This is a genomic window from Paracoccus sigandri (genome assembly GCF_003709565.1).
GTDB classification, from domain to species: domain Bacteria; phylum Pseudomonadota; class Alphaproteobacteria; order Rhodobacterales; family Rhodobacteraceae; genus Paracoccus; species Paracoccus siganidrum.
Map to the genome: position 1 here is coordinate 1 of NZ_QNRC01000019.1, position 21,169 is coordinate 21,169.

A 21,169-nucleotide genomic window follows, 5' to 3' on the forward strand; every position below is an offset into this window, starting at 1 on the left:
AACGCGGGCGGGCCGAGCTGCTGAGCCGGGTCGCCGCCGGTTGCGTCGCCGTGGGGGGCGCGGCAGGGGCCGTGGCCGCAGGCTGAGCCGCGGGGCGCGGCGCGGGCTGGGCGGGGCGGACGACCTCGGCCGCCGCACCCGTCGCGAGTTGCGCGGCTTCGTCATTCGCGACCGCACCCTGGGCCTGCGCCGCGCTGCCAAGCGCCTCGCTGAGGGCCGCGGTCAGGGCATCGTCGCCGGGCGCCAGCACAGGGGCACTGGCTACGGGGGCGCCGGCCGCCTGATCGGCGAAGTCCTGCGTCGCGGCGCTGATCGGGGCGGCGGTTCCGTCGGCCGCACCGTCCAGCACCGTTCCGATCGCCTCGGAGCCCGAGGGCAGCGGGGCGGCGGCATCCGCCACGTCCTCGGCAGCCGCGCCGGGTTGCGGATCGGTCCCGGCCGTCTGCGACTCGGCGGGCGGCAGGAAGGCGTCGGCCTCGGGCGCCAGGGTTTCGGCGCTGTCGATGGGCGCGGGTTGATCGCCGGGGGCGGGATCGCCTGCCGGCTCATCGGCCGCCAGTTCCTCGGCGACAGGGGCAGGGGTCGCCTCGGGCGCGGGCTGGGCGAGTTCGGCCGGATCGCGCTGGCCGCCGAACAGCGCCAGGACAAGGACCAGCGCCAGCACCAGCACGCCCATCAGCGTCCCCAGCGTGCCCGGACGGAAGGCGGCAAGACGCGCCAGCAGCGCGGGCGCGGGATCCTCCTCGGGTTCGGGATCGGCCTGCCGCTGCGCGCGCGCCTCGGCGGCGCGGGCGTGGATCGCCTTGGCGCGCGGGGTCATCCGCTGCCGCTCGGCCCTCGGCTGCTTGCGGTCGCCATGGCGGATGACGGCCGGGGCAGCGGCGGGCGCCGCCTCCTCGGGCTCCGCATCGTCATCGCCAGCGGCGGCCTCGGGCGCGGGATCGGCGGGCGCATCCTCGGCAACGGGCGGCGGAGCATCCTTCACGACGGGCGCGGCCGCCGTCTGCGGTTCCGGCGCGGGTTCGGGCAGGACATGCGGCGTGATGCGCGAGACAGTCGGGCCGGCAGAGGCCGGCGCCAGGTCGGTGATGCGGTCGGCCGTCACCGCGGCCAACTGCAATTCGCTTTCCGTGAAGGGCCCGCGCGCCTCTTTCTTCAGCGTCAGCCGCGTCGGGCCGAAATCGGGCTGGCCGTCGAAGCGCGCATCCTCGGGACGGGCGATGAAGCCGGCGGGGCGGAAGCCCTGGGCGACGGCGAATTCCTCGGCCTCTTCCAGCGTGCGGCGGGCGACGGCGGCGACGCGCAGGCTGTCGGGCTCGCCGCCCTCGGCCATGCACCAGTCGAAGGCCAGTTCCTCGGCGCTGTAGGGGGTGATGCGTTCCAGCGCCCGGCCGATCTCGACCGGGATGTCGGCACTGACCTGCACCGTCAGCGTCACATAGAGGACCTGGTCGTCGGGGATCACCAGGATCGTGTCGGGCAGGGAATCGGACCCGGCCTCGGCGTCGCGCGCGCCCTCGCGCAGCGCGCTCAGCGCGGCCGCCAGGTCGCCGCCTGCGAATTGCGCCCGCCCCAGGGGGCGCCAGTCATGTCCCTGGCGCTTCTCGAGCAGGACGGCCTCCTGCGTGAAGCTCATTGCGAATTCGGGGGCGGCGTGTTTGTTCATCTTGTCAATTCGTCGCTCAAATGGAACATCGCGCGTCCCTCGGCGTCGCGATGTGGTGGGTCTCGTTATCAACTACCGCAAATTATTGTGTGAGGAAAGCGTATCTGGCGTATCTGTGAACGGATTTCGGTGAACGCATCGGTTATGAGAGGCGTTCGGACAACACCCGGACCCCGAGGTCCGGTCTTCCTGCAAGAGGAGCAGAACATGACCCGAACGTCATCCACCTTCCGGCGTGCGGCGCTGGTCGCCTCGACCGGCCTTGCCATGACCCTGGCGCTGCCGGCCTTCGCGGCGCCGGGCGCCGGGCGCGGCGGCGATGGTGGGCCGCATGCAGGCATGGGGCACGGCTGCGGCCCGGTCTCGCGCCTGACGGTCGGCGGCAGCGGCGAAAGCCGCATCGCGCCCGACCTGGCGGTGATCCAACTTGGCGTGACCAGCCAGGCCGACAGCGCCGCCGCCGCCATGGCGCAGAACGGCGAACAGCAGAGCGCGGTGATCGAGGCGCTGAAGGACAGCGGCATCGCCGCCGAAGAGATCCAGACCTCGGGCATCAACCTGACCCCGATGATGGATTACGGCGAGGGCCGCGCGCCGCAGATCACCGGCTATCAGGCCTCGAACATGGTCTCGGTGCGGGTCGCTGAGGTCGAGCGGCTGGGCGAGGTGCTGGATGCGATCGTCGCGGCCGGCGCGAACGAGATCAACGGCATCAACTTCCAGCGCGAGGACGGGCTGGCGGCCGAGGACGACGCCCGTCGCGCGGCGGTCGAGGATGCCCGCCACAAGGCCGAGGTGCTGGCCGAGGCGGCGGGCCTGAGCCTGGGGCCGATCCTGCTGCTGCGCGACCGGCCGGCCAATGACGGCCCGCAGCCGATGATGATGCGCGCCGAGGCCGCGCGCGGGGCCGGCACCCCCGTCGAGACCGGCCAGCTTTCGGTCACCTCCGAGGTCGAGGTCGTCTATGCGCTGGAGGGCGAGGGCGCCTGCGGCCCGAAACGCGGCGGCCATGACCATGGCGAGGGCGCGGATCCCGAGGCGGAAATGCCCGAGCCGGGCGCCCAGCCGGTGGTCCCCGGCGAGCCTCCCGCAGCGCAGGATGATACGGAATCGAACTAGGTCGCGCAGCCGATTGACGTGAAAGCAAAAGGGGGCGGTGACGCCCCCTTTTCCAATGCTGGATCGGTTCAGGCCGTTGCCTTGGCCAGCGCCTGGTCCAGATCGGCGATCAGGTCCTCGGGGTTCTCGATGCCGATGGACAGGCGGACGACCTCGGGCCCGGCCCCCGCGGCGCGCTGCTGTTCCTCGGTCAGCTGCCGGTGGGTGGTCGAGGCCGAATGGATCACCAGCGACCGCGCATCGCCCAGGTTGGCGACATGGCTGAACAGCTCCAGCGCATCGACCAGCTTCACCGCCGCCTGATAGCCGCCCTTGATCTCGAAGGTGAACAGCGCCCCCGCGCCCCTGGGATAGAGCCGCCTGGCCGTCGCGTTCCAGAGCGAGGATTCCAGCCCGGCATAGGTCACCGAGCTGACCCGAGGGTCGTTTTCCAGCCATTCGGCGACCTTCAGCGCATTCTCGACATGGCGCTGCATCCGCAGCCCCAGGGTCTCGATCCCCATCAGCGTGTAATGGGCGCCCTGCGGGTTCATCGTCATGCCCAGGTCGCGCAACCCGATGGCGATGCCGTGGAAGGTGAAGGCCAGGGCGCCGAAGGTCTCGTGGAATGTCAGCCCGTGATAGGCGGGTTCGGGCGCGGACAGGCTGGGGAACCTGTCGCTTGCCGACCAGTCGAACTTGCCGCTGTCCACCACCACGCCGCCGGTCACGGTGCCGTTGCCGGTGATGTATTTGGTCAGCGAATGCACGACCAGCGTCGCGCCCATCTCGATTGGGCGGCACAGCCAGGGCGTGGCCAGCGTATTGTCCACGATCAGCGGGATGCCCGCCTGGTCGGCGATCTGCGCCACCGCCGGGATGTCGGTGACATAGCCGCCGGGATTGGAGATCGACTCGCAGAAGATCGCGCGGGTATCGTCGTCGATGGCGGCGCGCAGGGCCTCCAGATCGTCCAGGTCGACGAATTTCGCCGACCAGCCGAAGCGCCGGATCGTGTGGCTGAACTGCGTGACGGTTCCGCCGTAAAGCCTTGTCGAGGCGATGATATTCTTGCCCGGCCCCATCAGCGGGAACAGCGCCATGATCTGCGCCGCATGGCCCGAGGAACAGCAGACCGCGCCCGCGCCGCCCTCCAGCGCCGCCAGCCGGGCCTGCAGCGCCGAGACCGTCGGATTGGTCAGGCGCGAATAGATATAGCCCACCTCCTGCAGGTTGAAGAGCCGCGCGGCGTGATCGGCGTCGCGGAACTGATAGGACGTGGTCTGGTAGATCGGCACCTGGCGGGCGCCGGTGGCGGGATCGGGCGCGGCCCCGGCATGGATGGCAAGCGTGTCGAAACCTTGGGTCATGTCGTCTCCTCCGTGGTCGGGCGCAGGTTAGTGGCCCGGACGGGGCGTCTGCAATGTAGAAAAATCCTGCTGCGGCGGGGCGATGGACGACAGCTCTTGCCTGCAACCGGCGCCCTGCGGATGATGCGGACAAGGGACGGGGCAGGAGGCCGCGATGCGGATGATGGATTTCAGCAGCTGGGGCGGCATCCTGTCGGCGCTGATCGGGATTTCGCTGTTCGCCCTGATCGGCATCGGCATCCGGCTGCTGCTGATGTTCACCATCCAGCAGCGGCGAGAGCGGATGAACCGCCAGATCAACGAGCGCCTGCGGGTGCTGATCGCCGCCTACAAGACGCTTGGCGGATCCTTTACCGGCAACCTGACCGTCGATCCCACGCATCTGCGCGACCTGCGCCGCGCCGCCGCCGAAAGCGACCAGGATGCCGATGCGGGTTCCGGCTCGGACCGGCGCCGCCGGATGCGCGATGCGGTCGAGGCCGCCTTGTCCGACATCCTGCTGCTTGGCACCGAGGAACAGGTGCGGCTGGCCGAACGCGCCGCCCGCGACCTGGTGGCGGGCCGTCCGGTGCAGACGCAGGAACTGGTCGCCTCGCTGCGCGGCTTCATCCGCAAGGCGCTGGACCTGGAGCCCGTGCCGGCCGACCTGGCGATCCCGCCGCAGGGGCCGACGCGCCCGGCTTCCAGCTCGGGCGGGCGCGGCCGGTCGGGGGGCGAGGAAGGGCGCGGCAGCCGGGGCGGGCGTGGCGGCGGCGGAGGGGCCGGAGGCGGCATGGGAATGGGGATGGGCCTCGGGATGGGCGGCGGCCGTGGCGGCGATCCGGGCGATTCCGCGCCGCCCGCGCCCTAGATCTCGTCCAGCGGGCGGTTGTACTTGATGAAGGGCGTCCGCTCGCCGATCCGGTCATAGAGCATCCGGCCGGCATAGTTGAATTCCTGCGTGGTCCAGTAGACGCGCGGCACCCCGGCCGCGTCGGCGGCGTCATAGACGCCCTGGATCAGCGCCCGTCCGACGCCCTTGCCGCGCGCATCCGGGGCGGCGAACAGGTCCTGCAGATAGCAGATCCCCTCGGGAAACCACATATGCGCGTGAAACAGGTAATGGACCAGCCCCAGCAACCGACCGTCCTCGTCGGCCACCAGCCCGGCATAGTCATGCGGATCGCCCGCCATCAGCCGCGCGAAGCCGCGGTCGAAGAAGTCCTGCGGCAGGCCTGGCCGGTCGTAGAAGGCGTGATAACCGTCATAGAGCGCCTGCCACTGCGCCTTGTCGCCCTGGGCCAGCGGCCGGACCGTCACGCTCATCGCTGCCTCCGGGCCATGAAGGCCAGCTTCTCGAACAGCGCCACGTCCTGCTCGTTCTTCAAGAGCGCGCCATGCAGCCGGGGCAGCATCTCGCCCGGATCGCGCTTGAGATCCTCGGGCGACAGGTCCTCGGCCAGAATCAGCTTCAGCCAGTCCAGCAGCTCGCTGGTCGAGGGCTTCTTCTTCAAGCCCGGCGCCTCGCGCAGCTCGAAGAACTGGCTCAGCGCCTCGTCCAGCAGGCGCGGCTTCAGGCCGGGGTGATGGACATCGACGATGGCGCGCAGGGTCTCGGCATCGGGGAAGCGGATATAGTGGAAGAAGCAGCGGCGCAGGAAGGCGTCGGGCAGCTCCTTCTCGTTGTTCGAGGTGATGACGACGACCGGACGGTGCCTCGCGCGGATCGTCTGGCCGGTCTCGTAAACGTGAAACTCCATCCGGTCCAGTTCCTGCAGCAGGTCGTTGGGGAACTCGATATCGGCCTTGTCGATCTCGTCGATCAGCAGCACCACCTTGCCGTCGGCCTCGAAGGCCTGCCACAGCTTGCCCTTGCGGATGTAATTGGCCACCTCATGGACCCGCGCCTCGCCCAGCTGGCTGTCGCGCAGCCGGCTGACCGCGTCGTATTCGTAAAGGCCCTGCTGCGCCTTGGTCGTTGATTTCACATGCCATTCGATGATCGGCAGGCCAAGGCTGGCGGCCACCTGCCGGGCAAGCTCGGTCTTGCCGGTGCCGGGCTCTCCCTTGACCAGAAGCGGGCGTTCCAGCGTCACCGCGGCATTGACCGCGATCGACAGATCGGGGGGCGCGACATAGCGGTCGGTTCCCGTGAACTGCATCCAAACTCTCCTTTTGCGTGAAACGCTTGCCCAGGTTCAGCGCTTCGCGGGACATGTTCTTCCGTTAACGGACAATTAGCCCAAGATCAGCTAGTGACAAGCACAACGTCATACTTTAATGGGGCGCGCAAGGTGCCGGATTTCCAGACCCCGCCCGGCGCCGCCGGAGGACAAATGAAAGCCCAGACATTCCTTCCCCAGGATTACCGTCCAGCCGAAGACGAACCCTTCATGAATGAGCGTCAGCTCGAATATTTCCGCCGGAAACTCGAAGCCTGGAAGCAGGAATTGCTGGATCAGTCGGCAGAAACGCTCGAGGGCCTGCAGGAAAGCGCCCGCAGCGTGCCCGACCTGGCCGACCGCGCCAGCGAGGAAACCGACCGCGCGCTGGAACTGCGCACCCGCGACCGCCAGCGCAAGCTGGTCAGCAAGATCGACGCCGCCCTGCGCCGGATCGAGACCGGCGAATACGGCTATTGCGAGATGACGGGCGAGCCGATCAGCCTCAAGCGGCTGGATGCGCGACCGATCGCCACCATGACGCTGGAGGCGCAGGAACGCCACGAGCGGCGCGAGCGCGTGCATCGCGACGATTGAGCCATGGGCCCGTTGCCGCGAATCACGCGAGGCGGGCCGGAAGCCGCGACCTTGCCCGCCGGTCTCTCCGATCGGCGGGTTTTTCGTGACTGGAAACGGGGCAGGGGACAGCCATGGGCGCCTTGAGGGACCGGGATGTGCAGGTGGTCGGCGGCGGCGTGGCCGGGCTGAGCGCCGCCATCGCCCTGGCCCGGCGCGGCGCGCGGGTCATGCTGCATGAACGCGCCCCCGCCATCGCCGAGGTCGGCGCCGGGCTGCAGCTGTCGCCCAATGCGATGCGGGTGCTGGCGGCGCTGGAGCTGGGCCCGGCGCTGCGCGCGGTATCGCTGCCCTCGCGCGCGGTGCAGCTGCGCGACGCAGGCGGCGCGCCGGTCGCGCGGCTGGACCTGGCCGCCCATCGCCCGGATGCCGAGTTCCGCCTGATCCACCGCGCCCGGCTGATCGATTGCCTCGCCGATGCCGCGCGCCGCGCCGGGGTCAAGATCCGCCTGGACAGCCCGGTCGCCGCGCCACCCGATTCGGGACTGGTGATCGGCGCGGACGGCTTGCGCAGCACGATCCGCCAGGCGCTGAACGGCCGCGAGGTGCCCTTCTTCACCCACCAGACCGCATGGCGCGCGGTGATCCCCGACAGCGACCAGACGCCCGAGGCGCAGGTCTTCATGGGGCCGCGCCGCCACCTGGTCAGCTATCCGCTGGCCGGCGGGCTGCGCAATATCGTCGCGGTGATGGAGCGCAACCAATGGCAGGACGAGGGCTGGTCCGTGCCGGACGACCCGGCCAATCTGCGCGCCGCCTTCGCGGGTTTCGGCGGCCCGGTTCCCGGCTGGCTGGCGGCGGTCGGGCAGGTCCATGTCTGGGGCCTGTTCCGCCACGAGGTCGCGCGATGCTGGCAGGACGGCCGCATGGTGCTGATCGGCGACGCCGCCCATCCGACCCTGCCCTTCATGGCCCAGGGCGCGGTGATGGCCATCGAGGACGCCTGGATCCTGGCCGCCTGCCTCGACGCAACCACCGACCAGGCCGCCGCCCTGGCCCGGTTCGAGACGCTGCGCCGCCCCCGCGTCACCCGCATCGTCGCCGCCGCCAATGCCAATGCCCGCAACTATCACCTGACCGGCGCGAAACGCCTCGCCGCCCATGCCGCGCTGCGCCTGGCCAGCCGCCTCGCCCCGGCCCGGCTGCTCGCCCGCTTCGACTGGATCTACGACTACGACCCGCTGGCGGAAACGACCTGACCCCGCCTTTTCATCTTGGCCCAAATATCCCGGGGGGAGTCCCGAAGGGACGGGGGGCAGCGCCCCCCGTTTGTCCCGCGACGCCTCACCCGCCGGTATGGCTCATGTGCCGCGACATCTGCCCGGCCACGCGCTGGCGGGAATAGTCGAAATCATGCCCCTTGGGCTTGCGGGCAATGGCCGCGCGGATCGCGGCGCGCAGCATCCCGTCCTCCTCCGAGGCCCGCAGGGGCGCGCGCAGATCGGCGCGATCCTCCTGGCCCAGGCACATGAACAGCTCGCCCGTGCAGGTGACCCGCACCCGGTTGCAGCTTTCGCAGAAATTATGGGTCAGCGGCGTGATGAAGCCGATCTTCTGCCCGGTTTCGCGCAGCCGCACATAGCGGGCGGGCCCGCCGGTCCGCTCGGCCAGGTCGATCAGGCTGAAGCGTTCCGCCAGCCGCGCGCGCAGCTCGCTCAGCGGCCAGTACTGGTCCAGCCGGTCCTCGCCCTCCATCTCGCCCATCGGCATGACCTCGATGAAGGTCAGGTCGTGGCCCTCGGCGCCGCACCAGTCGACCAGGTCGAACAGCTCGGCCTCGTTGAAGCCCTTCAGCGCCACGGTATTGATCTTCACCCGCAGCCCGGCCGCCGTCGCGGCCTCGATCCCGCGCAGCACCTGCTCCAGCCGCCCCCAGCGCGTCACCGCCGTGAATTTCCCGGCATCCAGCGTGTCCAGCGACACGTTCACGCGCCGCACCCCGCAATCGGCCAGCTCGGTCGCGAAACGCGCCAGCTGGCTGCCATTGGTGGTCAGCGTCAGCTCGTCCAGCCCCTGGCCCAGATGGCGCGAGATCTGCCGGAAAAAGCCCATGATGCCGCGCCGGACCAGCGGCTCGCCGCCGGTGATGCGCAATTTCCGCACGCCCAGCCCGATGAAGGCCGAGCACAGCCGGTCCAGCTCTTCCAGCGTCAGCAGGTCGGCCTTGGGCAGGAACTGCATATGCTCGGACATGCAATAGAGGCAGCGGAAATCGCAGCGATCCGTCACCGAGACCCGCAGATAGGTGATCGGCCGTGCGAAGGGATCGACAAGGGGCATGACGGGCGCGTGTTCCATCCCCCCAATCTAGGCGCGATCCCGGCCCTGCACAAGAAAATGCCGATCACGCAAGCGGGTGTGGACGATAAGTCGCGCGTCGGGATAACCTGCGGCCAACTGGAAATTTTCACGGAGCATTGATGATGCGCTTGCAACGACCGGGTCTCTGGACCGCTCTGCCCGTCCTGCTACTGGCGGGCTGCGCCCAGATGGCCGCGACCACCTCGCGCCCCGCGGCCGCGCCGGATCCGCAGGCCATGGCCACCGCCACAAGCGCCGCGACCGCGGTGACCCGCGCCCCGGCGCCGCGCCCCGCCGCGCGCGCCACCGCCGCGCAGCTGGACACCACCACGCCCGAGCAGCGCGCCGCCGCCTCGCGCCCCGCCGCCAGCGCCGAGACCCGGCTGGGCACCACCATCGCCTCGCTTGGCGATCCGACGCAATCGGGCTTCTGGATCCGCACGCCCCTGGTCAAGGAGCCGGGCATGGGCCGGCTGCGCAACCCGGCCAACGGCAAATCCGCCCAGGTCGAGCTTCTGCCGCTGGACGGACCCGCCAGCGCCGGCAGCCAGGTCTCGCTGCCGGCCCTGCAATTGCTGGGCGTGTCGCTGACCGACCTGCCCATGCTCGAGGTCTATAAATCCTGAAGCATCCGCGCCGCCTCGCGCCGCGCGAAGGGCTTCATCCGCGCCCCGTATTCGTCCAGGAAGGCCCGGACGCGGGGCGCGTCGCGCTTCGAGAGGTCGCGCAGCCACCAGGCGATGGCCTTCTGGATGAACCATTCGCGCTCGTCCACCAGCCGCGCCGCCCAGGACAGCGCCCGCTCGCGCCGCGCCAGGTCCGCGGGCTTGGGGTGGTTCATCTTCGCCCAGGGCAGGGTGCCGACCAGCGCCGCGCGCCGCTTCCAGGGGTTCGCGTCCGTGAGCCAGGGCTCGACATCGTCCAGCCGGGCAGGGTCGGCGACCAGCCGCTTCTGCCCGGCGATCATGGCATGGTCGGCGATCGCCCAGGCGTCGAAATCGTCGCTCCAGCGGGCGATCAGCCGCCAGACCTCGCCGTCGTCGGGCATCCGCGCCTGGGTCAGCAGCTTCGCCGCCGCCACCCGCGCCTCGTGGATGTCCGTCTGCCAGAACCGCGCCGCCAGCGCGACGCGCGCGGCCAGGTCGCGCTCGGCCCGCCAGCCCCGGACCAGCTCGTCTATCTGCGGATTGGCCACCCCCAGATAGACCCGCTCGGCCTTGTGATAGGCGGCCATCTTCAAGGCCTTCTCGGGATCGGCCAGCGCCTTCAGCGCCTCCAGTTCCTGCATGGATGTCTCCTTCGCGGACCTTTCTAGGAACTGCGGGCGGAAGGCTCAAGAAGATGGTGGAGAAGCGCCGCCGCTGGCGCTAGAAGGGCGGCGCCGCCACCCGCGCCAACAGAAGGAATCCCCCGATGTCCCATGCCGCCCAGCCGCTTCCGATGACCTCGCGCCGCAGCGCGCCGCTGCAGGGCGAGGCGCTGGTCCCCGGCGACAAGTCGATCAGCCACCGCGCGCTGATCCTGGGCGCGCTGTCGGTGGGCGAGACGCGGATCACCGGCCTCCTGGAAGGCCAGGACGTGCTGGATACGGCCAAGGCGATGGCCGCCTTCGGCGCGCAGGTGGAACGTCGCGGCCCCGGCGACTGGTCGGTGCATGGCGTGGGCGTGGGCGGCTTTTCCGAACCCGCCGGCGTCATCGATTGCGGCAATTCCGGCACCGGCGTGCGGCTGATCATGGGGGCGATGGCCACGACTCCGATCACCGCCACCTTCACCGGCGATGCTAGCCTCTGCCGCCGCCCGATGGCGCGGGTGACCGACCCGCTGGCCGGCTTCGGCGCCCGGATCACCGCGCGCGAGGGCGGCCGGCTGCCGATCACCATCGAGGGCGCGGCCGAGCCCCTGCCGCTGACATATCGCACGCCGGTCCCCAGCGCGCAGATCAAGTCCGCGATCCTGCTGGCCGGGCTGAACGCGCCGGGCGAGACGGTGGTGATCGAATCCGAACCCACCCGCGACCATTCCGAACGGATGCTGGCCGGCTTCGGCGCCCAGATCCAGGCCGAGACCACGCCTGACGGCCATGTCATCCGCCTGACCGGCCGGCCGGAACTGCGCGCCCAGCCCGTGGCGGTGCCGCGTGACCCCTCCAGCGCGGCCTTCCCGGTGGCCGCCGCGCTGATCGTGCCCGGCTCGCAGATCCGCGTCCCCGGCGTCAGCCGCAACCCGACGCGCGACGGCCTCTATGTCACGCTGCTGGACATGGGCGCCGACATCAGCTTCGAAAACATCCGCGAAGAGGGCGGCGAGCCGGTGGCCGACCTGGTCGTCCGCCACGGCCCGCTGAAGGGCGTCGAGGTCCCGGCCGAACGCGCCGCCAGCATGATCGACGAATTCCCGATCCTCTCGGTCATCGCCGCCTTCGCGGAAGGCCCGACCGTGATGAACGGCGTGGCCGAACTGCGGGTGAAGGAAAGCGACCGCATCGACGCGATGGCGCGCGGGCTGGAGGCCAATGGCGTCACGGTCGACGAAACCCGCGACAGCATGACCGTCCACGGCATGGGCCGGGTGCCCGGCGGCGGCACGGCCGCGACCCATCTGGACCACCGCATCGCCATGTCCTTCCTGGTGCTTGGCCTGGCGACCGAATCCCCGGTCGGCATCGATGACGGCGGCCCGATCGCGACCTCCTTCCCGGATTTCCTGCCGCTGATGCGCGGCCTCGGCGCCGAGCTGGGCTGATCCCGCCTTTCATCTTGGCCCAAATATCCCGGGGGGAGTCCCGAAGGGACGGGGGGCAGCGCCCCCCTTTCCCCCGGCGCTCGCCCGGACCCGTCGCCCGCTCAGCCCCTGGCCAGCCCCGCCAGCGCGGCGGCAATCTCGTCCAGGATCGCGGGATCGTCGATCGTCGCGGGCATCCTGTATTCCTCGCCATCGGCGATCTTGGCCATGGTCGCGCGCAGGATCTTGCCCGAACGCGTCTTCGGCAGCCGCTCGACCACGCAGGCGCTCTTGAAGGCCGCGACCGGGCCGATCTGGTCGCGCACCATGCGCACCACCTCGCCGACCACCTGCTCGGGGCTGGTCTCGACCCCCTTCTTCAGGCAGAGGAACCCCAGCGGCATCTGCCCCTTCAGGCTGTCGGCCACGCCGATCACCGCGCATTCGGCGACCGCCGGGTGGCTGGCCAGCACCTCCTCCATGGCGCCGGTGGACAGCCGGTGGCCCGCGACGTTGATCACGTCGTCCGTGCGCGCCATGATGTAGAGATAGCCGTCCTCGTCGACATAGCCCGCATCGCCGGTCTCGTAATAGCCGGGGAAATGCGCCAGGTAGGACTTGCGGAAACGTTCCTCGGCATTCCACAGCGTCGGCAGGGTGCCCGGCGGCAAAGGCAGCCTGATGGCGATGGCGCCAAGCGTGCCGGGGGGCACGGGATGGCCCGCCTCGTCCAGGACCTGCACGTCATAGCCCGGCATCGCCCGCGTCGGGCTGCCCTTCCTGACCGGCAGCAGCTCGATGCCGACCGGGTTCGCGGCGATGGCCCAGCCGGTCTCGGTCTGCCACCAGTGGTCGATCACCGGCACGCCCAGGTGATCCTCGGCCCATTGGATCGTGTCGGGGTCGGCGCGCTCGCCCGCCAGGTACAAGGTCTTCAGGCTGCGCAGGTTGTAGTCGCCGATCAGCTTGCCCTCGGGATCCTCGCGCTTGACGGCGCGGATCGCGGTGGGGGCGGTGAAGAAGCTTTTCACCTTGTGGTTCTGGATCACCCGCCAGAAGGTCCCGGCATCCGGGGTGCCGACCGGCTTGCCCTCGAAGACGATGGTGGTCGCCCCGGCGATCAGCGGCGCATAGCAGATATAGCTGTGCCCGACGACCCAGCCCACGTCCGAGGCCGCCCAGAACACCTCGCCCGCCTCGATGTCGTAGATGTTCTTCATCGACCAGTTCAGCGCCACCAGATGGCCCGCGGTGTGGCGCACCACGCCCTTGGGCTGGCCGGTCGTGCCCGAGGTATAGAGGATATAGGCCGGGTGGTTGCCCTCGACCGGGACGCATTCGGCCGGCTCGACCCCATACTGGAAGCTGTGCCAGGCGACGTCGCGGCCCTCGGTCAGGCTGGCGACCTCCTGCTCGCGCTGCAGGATCACGCAGAAATCGGGCTTGTGGGCCGCCTGTTCGATCGCCCTGTCCAGCAGCGGCTTGTAATGGACGACCCGGCCCGGCTCCAGCCCGCAGGATGCGGCGATGATCGCCTTGGGGGTGGCGTCGTCGATGCGCACCGCCAGCTCATGCGCCGCGAAGCCGCCGAAGACCACCGAATGGATCGCCCCCAGCCGGGCGCAGGCCAGCATCGCCTCCAGCGCCTCGGGGACCATCGGCATGTAGATGATGACCCGGTCGCCCTTCTGGACGCCCTTGGCGCGCAGCGCGCCCGCCAGGCTGGCCACCCGGTCGCGCAGTTCCAGATAGGTGATGCCGCGATAGGAGCGGGTGATCGGGCTGTCATGGATGATGGCCAGCTGGTCGCCGCGCCCGGCCTCGACATGGCGGTCCACCGCGTTCCAGCAGGTGTTCACCAGCGCATCCGCGAACCATTCGCCCGCGGGCCCCTGGTCGAAGAAGGCGCGGCTCGGCGCGCGGTCCCAGTCGATCCGTTCGGCGGCCGCCATCCAGAATCCCTCGGGATCCGATTTCCAGCCAGCGTAGATATCTTGGTATGCCATGGTATACCCCTCCTCGAGCGTATTGTTTTGTTACGCTTCGGGGTGGGTTCGACGCAACCATGTTAGCGGCCACGCCGAAAACGCAGCAGCATTATTTTGCAGAATCGGCTGCGCCGCCGCCGGAGAGTTTTGCAAATGGCAAAATGCTGCGAAAAGGCCAATGCTTGCTGGGGCGCTTTGCAAAACCGGCCGGGTCGTTACCGATCCGCCAGGAAGGCGATTCGCGCGGCGGAAGGGCTGCGGGGCAGGGGCCCCGCAACCGGTGTTTCAGCTGTAATGGGCGACCGGGGTGCCGGCGATCGCGCTCATGTTCAGCAGCCCGCGCGCGGTGATCGAGGGGGTCACGATATGCGCGCGGTTGCCCATGCCCATCAGGATCGGCCCGACCTCCAGCCCGTTGGCGCGCAGCTTCAGCGCGTTGCGCACACCCGAGGCGGCATCGGTGCCCGCGAAGACCAGCACGTTCGCCACGCCCTCCAGCCGCGAGCCGGGGAAGATCCGCTCGCGCAGTTCGGGGTCCAGCGCCGCGTCGACATGCATCTCGCCGTCATACATGAAGTCGGGCTGGCGCGCCTCCAGGATGGCCAGCGCCTCGCGCATCTTGCGGCCGGTATAGCTGTCCAGGTTGCCGAATTGCGAATGGGCGCAGAGCGCGATCTTCGGCGTGGCGCCGAAGCGGCGGACATGGCGGGCGGCGCCGATCACGGTTTCGGCGACCTGCTGCGGGGTCGGATCGTTGTGGACCTGCGTGTCGGCGATGAACAGCGGGCCCTCCTGCAGGATGATCATCGACAGCGCGCCGACCGGGTTCATGCCGTCGCGGGCCAGCACCTCGCGGACATAGCGCAGGTGCCAGGCATATTGCCCGAAGGTGCCGCAGATCAGGCTGTCGGCCTCGGCGCGGTGGACCATGACGGCGCCGATGGCGGTGGTGTTGGTGCGCATGATCGCGCGGGCGATGTCGGGGGTGACGCCGCGCCGGGCCATCAGCTCGTGATAGGTGCCCCAATAGTCGCGATAGCGCGGGTCGTTCTCGGGGTTCACGATCTCGAAGTCGCGTTCGGGCCGGATCGGCAGCCCGGCGCGTTCGGCGCGCATGGCGATGACCTCGGGGCGGCCGATCAGGATCGGCACGTCGGTGGTCTCTTCCAGCATCGCATTGGCGGCGCGCAGCACGCGCTCGTCCTCGCCCTCGGCGAAGACGATGCGGCGCGCGGTGGTGGCGGCGGCCTCGAAGACCGGGCGCATGATCAGGGCCGAGCGGAAGACCGAGCTGTCCAGCTTGCGCTTGTAGGCCTCCAGGTCCTCGATCGGGCGGGTGGCGACGCCCGATTCCATCGCCGCCCGCGCCACGGCCGAGGAGACCACGCCGACCAGCCGCGGATCGAAGGGCTTGGGGATCAGGTAATCGGGCCCGAAGGTCAGCGTCTCGCCGCGATAGGCGGCCGCGGCCTCGGCGGCGGTGGTGGCGCGGGCCAGCGCCGCGATCCCCTCGATGCAGGCCAGCTCCATCTCGTCATTGATGGTCGTCGCCCCCACGTCCAGCGCGCCCCGGAAGATGAAGGGGAAGCACAGCACGTTGTTGACCTGGTTGGGAAAGTCGCTGCGCCCGGTGGCGATGATCGCATCGGGGGCGACGCCGCGGGCCAGGTCGGGCAGGATCTCGGGCGTGGGGTTGGCCAGGGCGAAGATGATCGGGCGGCGGGCCATCTTCGCGACCATCTCGGGCGTCAGCACGCGGGGGCCGGAAAGGCCCAGGAACAGGTCGGCGCCCTCGATCACCTCGTCCAGCGTGCGCAGCGCGCTGGGTTGCGCATAGGCGGCCTTCTGCGGGTTCATGTCCTCGGCCCGGCCCTCATGGACCAGGCCGTGGATGTCGCAGAGCCAGACGTTCTCGCGCTTCACGCCCAGCTTCAGCAGCATGTCGAGGCAGGCGATCCCCGCCGCGCCGCCGCCGGTCGAGACGACCTTGATGTCCTGGAAGCGCTTGCCCGCCACATGCAGCGCATTGGTGGCCGCCGCGCCGACGACGATGGCGGTGCCGTGCTGGTCGTCGTGGAAGACCGGGATGTTCATCCGCTCGCGGCACAGCCTTTCCACGATGAAGCAGTCGGGGGCCTTGATGTCCTCCAGGTTGATGGCGCCGAAGGTCGGCTCCAGCGCGCAGACGATCTCGGCCAGCTTCTCGGGGTCGGACTCGTTCAGCTCGATGTCGAAGCAGTCGATATCGGCGAATTTCTTGAACAGGACCGCCTTGCCCTCCATCACCGGCTTGCTGGCGGCGGCGCCGATATTGCCCAGACCCAGGACCGCGGTGCCGTTCGAGACGACGGCGACCAGGTTGCCGCGCGCGGTATAGCGGGCCGCGGTGGTCGGGTCGGCCTGGATCTCCAGACAGGCTTCCGCCACGCCGGGCGAATAGGCGCGCGACAGGTCGCGGCCGTTGGCAAGGGGTTTCGTCGCCCGGATCTCCAGTTTGCCGGGGCGCGGAAATTCGTGATAATCCAGTGCGTCCTGCCGGGCATTGTCCTGCCTGCGCTCTTCCATCGCGGCCTCCTTCGCGTCAATTAGTTCACCGTTAAACCATTTTTGCGGGAAGGAACAGACGGCACGCGCCCGCGTTGCGCTTGCATTGTATTCGGGTGCGGCGCAAAACGGTTACGGAAGACAGGATGGACCGGCATGGCGCCGGGAAAAGAGCCGGAAAACAGGGCCAAGAAAACAGGGGATGCCGATGACGCTGCTGGATGCGGCGCGCGAGGTGCGCGAGCGGGCCTATGTGCCCTATTCGAAATTCAAGGTGGGCGCGGCGGTCCGGGGCGCCTCGGGCGCGATCCATCGCGGCTGCAACGTGGAAAACGTCGCCTATCCCGAGGGCACCTGCGCCGAGGCCGGGGCGATCGCGGCCATGGTCGCGGCGGGCGAGACCGAGCTGATCGAGGTCGCCGTCATCGCCGATGCGCCCGCGCCCTGTCCGCCCTGCGGCGGCTGCCGCCAGAAGCTGGCCGAGTTCGGCCGCCCCGAGACGCCGGTCCTACTGGCCACCACCTCGGGGCTGACGCTGGCCACGACCATCGGCGAGCTGCTGCCCGGCCGCTTCGACGTCGAACACATGAGCCAGGTCAAATGACCGATCCGCGTCCGGTCATCGCCGCGATCCGCGACGGCCGCGGGCTGGACGGCCCCGGCGCGGCGCTGATCGCGCAGGGGCTGGCCGACGGCTCGGTCAGCGACGCGCAGGCCGGGGCCTTCGCGATGGCGGTGCTGACGCGCGGCATCGGTCCGGCGGGGCGGGTCGCGCTGACGCGGGCGATGCGCGATTCCGGCCATGTGCTGCATTGGGACCTGCCGGGGCCGGTGGTGGACAAGCATTCGACCGGCGGCATCGGCGACACGGTCAGCCTGGTCCTGGCGCCCCTGCTGGCGGCGGCGGGCGTTTATGTGCCGATGATCTCGGGGCGGGGGCTGGGCCATACCGGCGGCACGCTGGACAAGCTGGAGGCGATCCCCGGCCTGGACGTCGCGCAGGACGAGGACGCCTTTCGCCGCATCACCCGCGACATCGGCTGCGCCATCGTGGCGGCCTCGGCCGACCTGGCGCCGGCCGACCGGCGGCTCTATGCGATCCGCGACGAATCCGGCACGGTGGAATCGATCGACCTGATCACCGCCTCGATCCTGTCGAAGAAGCTGGCGGCGGGGCTGGAGGGGCTGGTGCTGGACGTGAAGGCGGGCACCGGCGCCTTCCTGAAGACCCCCGAACAGGCGCGCAAGCTGGCCGAGGCGCTGGTCGGCACGGCGAATGGCGCGGGCTGCCGCAGCTCTGCCTTCATCACCGACATGGACCAGCCGCTGGCCCGCAGCGCCGGAAACGCGCTGGAGGTGGCCGAGGCGATCCGCGTGCTGCAGGGTGCGCCGGGCGCGCTGCGCGAGCTGACCCTGGCACTGGCGGCGGAATGCCTGGAGCTGGTCGGGCGTGGCGCGGACCTGGCCGCGCTGCTGGATGGCGGCGCCGCGGCCGAGGCTTTCGGGCGCATGGTGGCCGCGCAGGGCGGCCCGACCGACCTGCTGGAGCGGCCCCAGGCCCATCTGGCGCCCGCCCCGGTCATCCGCCCGGTGCCCGCGCCCCAAGGCGGGGTGGCGCGGATCGACGTGGCGGCGCTGGGTCATGCCGTCGTGGCCCTGGGCGGCGGCCGCGTCCGCGCCGGAGAGCCGATCGACCATCGCGTCGGCCTGGACGGTCTGGCCCGTCTGGGCGAGGCGGTGGGACCTGATCGGCCGCTGGCCATGGTCCATGCCGCCGACGACACCGCCGCCGAGATTGCCGTGGCCGCCGTGCAGGCCGCCTATCGGATCGGCGAGGCTGCCCCCGCCGGTCCCCTGATCCGCGACAGGATCCGCCCCGATGCCTGAGAACCGCGCCTTCGTCATCGTCATGGACAGCGTCGGCATCGGCGGCGCGCCGGATGCCGACCGCTTCTTCAACGACGGCCGCCCCGATACCGGCGCCAATACCGTGGGCCATATCGCCGCCGCGCGGCCGCTGAACATGCCGCATCTGGACCGGCTGGGCCTTGGCGCCGCCCTGCGCCTGGCCAGCGGCGCCGAGGGGCCGGGGCTGGGCGCCGAGCCGCAGGGGCTGTGGGGGGCGGCGACCGAGATCTCGCCCGGCAAGGACACGCCCTCGGGCCATTGGGAGATCGCCGGCGTGCCGGTCCCCTGGGAATGGCATTACTTCCCCGACACCACCCCGGCCTTCCCGCCCGAGGTGACGGCCCGGATCTGCGAGCTGGCCGCGACCGGCGGCATCCTGGGCAATTGCCATGCCTCGGGCACGCAGGTGATCGAGGATTTCGGGCCCGAGCATCTGCGCAGCGGCTGGCCGATCTGCTACACCTCGGCCGACAGCGTGCTGCAGATCGCCGCGCATGAGGAACGCTTCGGGCTGAACCGGCTGATGGCGCTGTGCGAGGGGCTGGCGCCGATGCTGCACCGGATGCGCGTCGGCCGGGTGATCGCGCGCCCCTTCCTGGGCGAGGCGCCGGGGCGCTTCCGGCGCACGCCCAACCGGCGCGACTTCGCCATCGCGCCGCCCTCGGACACGATCCTGGACATCGCCTTCGACGCCGGCCGCGTGACCCATGCGATCGGCAAGATCGGCGACATCTTCAGCCATCGCGGCATCAGCCATCTGTGGAAGGGCAAGTCCGACGCCGACCTGGCCCGGCACCTGCTCCGCCTGGGCCTGGAGGCCGAGCCGGGCAGCCTGACCTTCGCGAATTTCGTCGAATTCGACACCAATTTCGGCCACAGGCGGGATGTCGAAGGCTATGCCGCGCAGCTGGAATGGTTCGACACCGTGGCCGGCGCGTTCCTGTCCACCCTGCGCCCCGGCGACCTGGCGATCTTCACTGCCGATCACGGCAACGATCCCAGCTGGCGCGGCACCGACCACACCCGCGAAAGGGTCGCCGTGCTGGGCCATGGTGTCGGGCCCCGCGCCATCGGCCATGTCGGCTTTTCCGATATCGGCGCCTCGGTCATGGATCACCTAGGCCTGCCGCCCACCCATCACGGAGCCAGCTTCCTGTGAGCGACAAGAAGATCGAACTGCACCTGCATCTGGAAGGCGCGGCCCCGCCGGATTTCATCCGGGCGCTGGCGGCGGAAAAGCATGTCGACCTGTCGGGCCTCTTCGACGCGCAGGGGCACTATGCCTATCGCGGCTTCGAGGAATTCCTGCGCGTCTACGAGGCCGCGACCAGCGTGTTGCAGACGCCCCGCGACTATGCCCGCCTGCTGGCCGAGGTGCTGGAGCGTTCCGCCGATCAGGGCGTGATCTATACCGAGCTGTTCGTGTCCCCGGAATTCTGCGGCGGCGGCGACCTCGTCGCCTGGCGCGACTATCTGGCGGCGATGACCGAGGTCGCGGACAGCGCGCGGGGGCAGGGGATCGACAGCCGCGCGGTCCTGACCGCGATCCGCCATTTCGGCCCCGAGCGCGCGAAACGGACCGCGATCTGCGCGGCCGAGACCGCCTTCGACGCCGGCGGCGGCTGGGTCACGGGCTTCGGCATGGGCGGGGCCGAGGGGTTCGGGCAGGCCGCCGATTTCGCCTGGAGCTTCGATTGCGCGCGCGAGGCCGGGCTGGGCCTGACCTGCCATGCCGGCGAATGGGCCGGCCCCGACAGCATCCGCCAGGCGCTGGAACTGGGCTGCACCCGCATCGGCCACGGCGTCCGCGCCATCGAGGACGCGGCGCTGATGCGCGAGCTGTCCGACCGGCAGGTCACGCTGGAGGTCTGCCCCGGCTCGAACCTGGCGCTCGGGCTCTATCCCGGCTGGGCGGCCCATCCCATCGCGCGGCTGGCCGATGCCGGGCTGCGCGTCACCGTCTCGACCGACGATCCGCCCTTCTTCCACACCACCATGCGCCAGGAATACGACCGGCTTGCCGATGCCTTCGGCTGGGGCGAGGCCGAGTTCCTGCGCATCAACCAATGGGCCCTTGACGCGGCCTTCTGCGACGCCGAGACCCGCGACAGGCTGAGAAAGGAATTCCCGTGAGCCAGCAGCACCTGACCGTCATCGACCACCCCCTTGTCCAGCACAAACTGACGATCATGCGGCAGAAGGACGTCTCGACCGCCGGTTTCCGCCGCCTGCTGCGCGAGATCAGCCTGCTTCTGGCCTATGAGGTCACGCGCGAGCTGGAACTGACCACGACCCGCATCGAAACCCCGCTATGCGAGATGGACGCCCCGATGCTGGAGGGCAAGAAGCTGGCGCTGATCTCGATCCTGCGGGCCGGGAACGGGCTTCTGGACGGGATCCTGGAGCTGATTCCGGGCGCGCGGGTGGGCTTCATCGGCCTCTACCGCGACCCCGCGACGCTGCAGCCCGTCGAATATTACAACAAGGTGCCGAAGGAACTGGACGCGCGGATGACCATCGTCGTCGATCCGATGCTGGCCACCGGCAATTCCTCGGTCGCGGCGATCGACCTGCTGAAGGCGCAGGGCGCGAAGAACCTGCGTTTCCTGTGCCTTCTGGCCGCGCCCGAAGGGGTCGAGCGGATGCGGCAGGCCCATCCCGACGTGCCGGTCTTCACCGCCGCGCTGGACGAAAGGCTGGACGATCACGGCTATATCGTACCCGGCCTGGGCGATGCCGGCGACCGGATGTTCGGGACGAAATGACCGCGGGTTAACCGCCGCTTCAGCTTTC

The 21,169-nt window shown here is 70.0% G+C and carries 18 protein-coding genes and 1 pseudogene; 11 read left to right on the top strand and 8 right to left on the bottom strand.

What is annotated here, in order from left to right; genetic code table 11:
- A pseudogene (locus C9E82_RS25300) lies at window positions 1–1,666 on the bottom strand (hypothetical protein); the annotation flags it as partial.
- A gap of 207 nt (window positions 1,667–1,873) precedes the next feature.
- Here C9E82_RS25300 and C9E82_RS16015 point away from each other — a divergent pair.
- Window positions 1,874–2,785 carry an SIMPL domain-containing protein gene (locus C9E82_RS16015; RefSeq protein WP_119901102.1) on the top strand — a complete coding sequence of 304 codons (912 nt, stop codon included), beginning with the start codon at window positions 1,874–1,876 and terminating at the stop codon, window positions 2,783–2,785.
- A 68-nt stretch (window positions 2,786–2,853) separates the two neighbouring features.
- Here C9E82_RS16015 and C9E82_RS16020 read toward each other — a convergent pair whose 3' ends face one another.
- Window positions 2,854–4,134 (bottom strand): O-acetylhomoserine aminocarboxypropyltransferase/cysteine synthase family protein, encoded by a 1,281-nt coding sequence (locus C9E82_RS16020; RefSeq protein WP_119901103.1) that lies wholly within the window; start codon window positions 4,132–4,134, stop codon window positions 2,854–2,856.
- Between the two features lie 154 nt (window positions 4,135–4,288).
- Here C9E82_RS16020 and C9E82_RS16025 point away from each other — a divergent pair, with 154 nt between their 5' ends.
- Entirely contained in the window at window positions 4,289–4,984 is a 696-nt protein-coding gene (locus tag C9E82_RS16025) for a hypothetical protein (RefSeq protein WP_122449323.1), read from the top strand.
- On the opposite strand, the gene C9E82_RS16030 is transcribed toward C9E82_RS16025, so the two are convergent.
- Both C9E82_RS16030 and C9E82_RS16035 read right to left on the bottom strand, forming a co-directional pair.
- Window positions 4,981–5,439, bottom strand: a complete 459-nt coding sequence (locus C9E82_RS16030) for a GNAT family N-acetyltransferase (RefSeq protein ID WP_119900593.1) — start codon at window positions 5,437–5,439, stop codon at window positions 4,981–4,983. The two genes, C9E82_RS16025 and C9E82_RS16030, sit on opposite strands and share 4 nt — an antisense overlap.
- On the bottom strand, window positions 5,436–6,275 hold the full coding sequence (locus C9E82_RS16035; RefSeq protein WP_119900594.1) for an AAA family ATPase: 840 nt from the start codon (window positions 6,273–6,275) through the stop codon (window positions 5,436–5,438). The genes C9E82_RS16030 and C9E82_RS16035 overlap by 4 nt, the downstream gene beginning before the upstream one ends.
- 174 nt (window positions 6,276–6,449) lie before the next feature.
- On the opposite strand from C9E82_RS16035, the gene dksA reads away from it, so the two are divergent.
- Window positions 6,450–6,872, top strand: a complete 423-nt coding sequence (gene dksA, locus C9E82_RS16040; RefSeq protein WP_119900595.1) for an RNA polymerase-binding protein DksA — start codon at window positions 6,450–6,452, stop codon at window positions 6,870–6,872.
- 113 nt (window positions 6,873–6,985) lie between these two features.
- A complete protein-coding gene (locus C9E82_RS16045) occupies window positions 6,986–8,110 on the top strand; it encodes an FAD-dependent oxidoreductase (protein ID WP_119900596.1) in 1,125 nt (374 codons plus the stop codon).
- Window positions 8,111–8,195: 85 nt separating this feature from the next.
- Here C9E82_RS16045 and moaA read toward each other — a convergent pair whose 3' ends face one another.
- Window positions 8,196–9,209, bottom strand: a complete 1,014-nt coding sequence (gene moaA, locus C9E82_RS16050; RefSeq protein ID WP_119900597.1) for a GTP 3',8-cyclase MoaA — start codon at window positions 9,207–9,209, stop codon at window positions 8,196–8,198.
- A gap of 125 nt (window positions 9,210–9,334) precedes the next feature.
- Here moaA and C9E82_RS16055 point away from each other — a divergent pair, with 125 nt between their 5' ends.
- Window positions 9,335–9,838: a hypothetical protein gene (locus tag C9E82_RS16055; protein ID WP_338068140.1), complete on the top strand. Its 504-nt coding sequence runs from the start codon at window positions 9,335–9,337 to the stop codon at window positions 9,836–9,838.
- Here the strand turns inward: C9E82_RS16055 and C9E82_RS16060 are convergent.
- On the bottom strand, window positions 9,826–10,500 hold the full coding sequence (locus tag C9E82_RS16060) for a DNA alkylation repair protein (protein ID WP_119900599.1): 675 nt from the start codon (window positions 10,498–10,500) through the stop codon (window positions 9,826–9,828). The genes C9E82_RS16055 and C9E82_RS16060 overlap by 13 nt on opposite strands.
- Before the next feature lie 125 nt (window positions 10,501–10,625).
- Between C9E82_RS16060 and aroA the strand changes: the two genes are divergently transcribed.
- The gene (gene aroA, locus C9E82_RS16065; RefSeq protein ID WP_119900600.1) at window positions 10,626–11,957 is read left to right on the top strand and encodes a 3-phosphoshikimate 1-carboxyvinyltransferase; all 1,332 of its coding nucleotides are present in this window, start codon (window positions 10,626–10,628) and stop codon (window positions 11,955–11,957) included.
- Between the two features lie 101 nt (window positions 11,958–12,058).
- On the opposite strand, the gene C9E82_RS16070 is transcribed toward aroA, so the two are convergent.
- Window positions 12,059–13,942 (bottom strand): propionyl-CoA synthetase, encoded by a 1,884-nt coding sequence (locus C9E82_RS16070; RefSeq protein ID WP_119900601.1) that lies wholly within the window; start codon window positions 13,940–13,942, stop codon window positions 12,059–12,061.
- 267 nt (window positions 13,943–14,209) lie between these two features.
- Window positions 14,210–16,489 carry an NADP-dependent malic enzyme gene (locus tag C9E82_RS16075; protein WP_119900602.1) on the bottom strand — a complete coding sequence of 760 codons (2,280 nt, stop codon included), beginning with the start codon at window positions 16,487–16,489 and terminating at the stop codon, window positions 14,210–14,212.
- A gap of 187 nt (window positions 16,490–16,676) precedes the next feature.
- Between C9E82_RS16075 and C9E82_RS16080 the strand changes: the two genes are divergently transcribed.
- The 5 genes from C9E82_RS16080 to upp are packed head-to-tail and all read left to right on the top strand — an operon-like array spanning window position 16,677 to window position 21,141.
- Window positions 16,677–17,072, top strand: a complete 396-nt coding sequence (locus tag C9E82_RS16080) for a cytidine deaminase (RefSeq protein WP_119900604.1) — start codon at window positions 16,677–16,679, stop codon at window positions 17,070–17,072.
- Window positions 17,069–18,355, top strand: coding sequence for a thymidine phosphorylase (locus tag C9E82_RS16085; RefSeq protein WP_119900603.1), 1,287 nt, complete (start codon window positions 17,069–17,071; stop codon window positions 18,353–18,355). The genes C9E82_RS16080 and C9E82_RS16085 overlap by 4 nt, the downstream gene beginning before the upstream one ends.
- Window positions 18,348–19,535, top strand: coding sequence for a phosphopentomutase (locus tag C9E82_RS16090; RefSeq protein ID WP_122449324.1), 1,188 nt, complete (start codon window positions 18,348–18,350; stop codon window positions 19,533–19,535). The genes C9E82_RS16085 and C9E82_RS16090 overlap by 8 nt, the downstream gene beginning before the upstream one ends.
- On the top strand, window positions 19,532–20,509 hold the full coding sequence (locus C9E82_RS16095) for an adenosine deaminase (RefSeq protein WP_122449325.1): 978 nt from the start codon (window positions 19,532–19,534) through the stop codon (window positions 20,507–20,509). Before C9E82_RS16090 ends, C9E82_RS16095 begins: the two co-directional genes overlap by 4 nt.
- Window positions 20,506–21,141 (top strand): uracil phosphoribosyltransferase, encoded by a 636-nt coding sequence (gene upp / locus C9E82_RS16100; RefSeq protein ID WP_119898521.1) that lies wholly within the window; start codon window positions 20,506–20,508, stop codon window positions 21,139–21,141. Before C9E82_RS16095 ends, upp begins: the two co-directional genes overlap by 4 nt.
- Window positions 21,142–21,169: the final 28 nt, after the last annotated feature.

Coding starts and splice junctions, on each gene's coding strand:
- C9E82_RS16060 (WP_119900599.1), bottom strand. CDS start 10,500: ATGCAGGAACTGGAGGCGCTGAAGGCGCTGGCCGATCCCGAGAAGGCC.
- aroA (WP_119900600.1), top strand. CDS start 10,626: ATGTCCCATGCCGCCCAGCCGCTTCCGATGACCTCGCGCCGCAGCGCG.
- C9E82_RS16025 (WP_122449323.1), top strand. CDS start 4,289: ATGCGGATGATGGATTTCAGCAGCTGGGGCGGCATCCTGTCGGCGCTG.
- C9E82_RS16080 (WP_119900604.1), top strand. CDS start 16,677: ATGACGCTGCTGGATGCGGCGCGCGAGGTGCGCGAGCGGGCCTATGTG.
- C9E82_RS16035 (WP_119900594.1), bottom strand. CDS start 6,275: ATGCAGTTCACGGGAACCGACCGCTATGTCGCGCCCCCCGATCTGTCG.
- C9E82_RS16030 (WP_119900593.1), bottom strand. CDS start 5,439: ATGAGCGTGACGGTCCGGCCGCTGGCCCAGGGCGACAAGGCGCAGTGG.
- C9E82_RS16020 (WP_119901103.1), bottom strand. CDS start 4,134: ATGACCCAAGGTTTCGACACGCTTGCCATCCATGCCGGGGCCGCGCCC.
- moaA (WP_119900597.1), bottom strand. CDS start 9,209: ATGGAACACGCGCCCGTCATGCCCCTTGTCGATCCCTTCGCACGGCCG.
- C9E82_RS16045 (WP_119900596.1), top strand. CDS start 6,986: ATGGGCGCCTTGAGGGACCGGGATGTGCAGGTGGTCGGCGGCGGCGTG.
- C9E82_RS16015 (WP_119901102.1), top strand. CDS start 1,874: ATGACCCGAACGTCATCCACCTTCCGGCGTGCGGCGCTGGTCGCCTCG.
- C9E82_RS16070 (WP_119900601.1), bottom strand. CDS start 13,942: ATGGCATACCAAGATATCTACGCTGGCTGGAAATCGGATCCCGAGGGA.
- C9E82_RS16090 (WP_122449324.1), top strand. CDS start 18,348: ATGCCTGAGAACCGCGCCTTCGTCATCGTCATGGACAGCGTCGGCATC.
- C9E82_RS16055 (WP_338068140.1), top strand. CDS start 9,335: ATGCGCTTGCAACGACCGGGTCTCTGGACCGCTCTGCCCGTCCTGCTA.
- C9E82_RS16075 (WP_119900602.1), bottom strand. CDS start 16,489: ATGGAAGAGCGCAGGCAGGACAATGCCCGGCAGGACGCACTGGATTAT.
- dksA (WP_119900595.1), top strand. CDS start 6,450: ATGAAAGCCCAGACATTCCTTCCCCAGGATTACCGTCCAGCCGAAGAC.
- C9E82_RS16085 (WP_119900603.1), top strand. CDS start 17,069: ATGACCGATCCGCGTCCGGTCATCGCCGCGATCCGCGACGGCCGCGGG.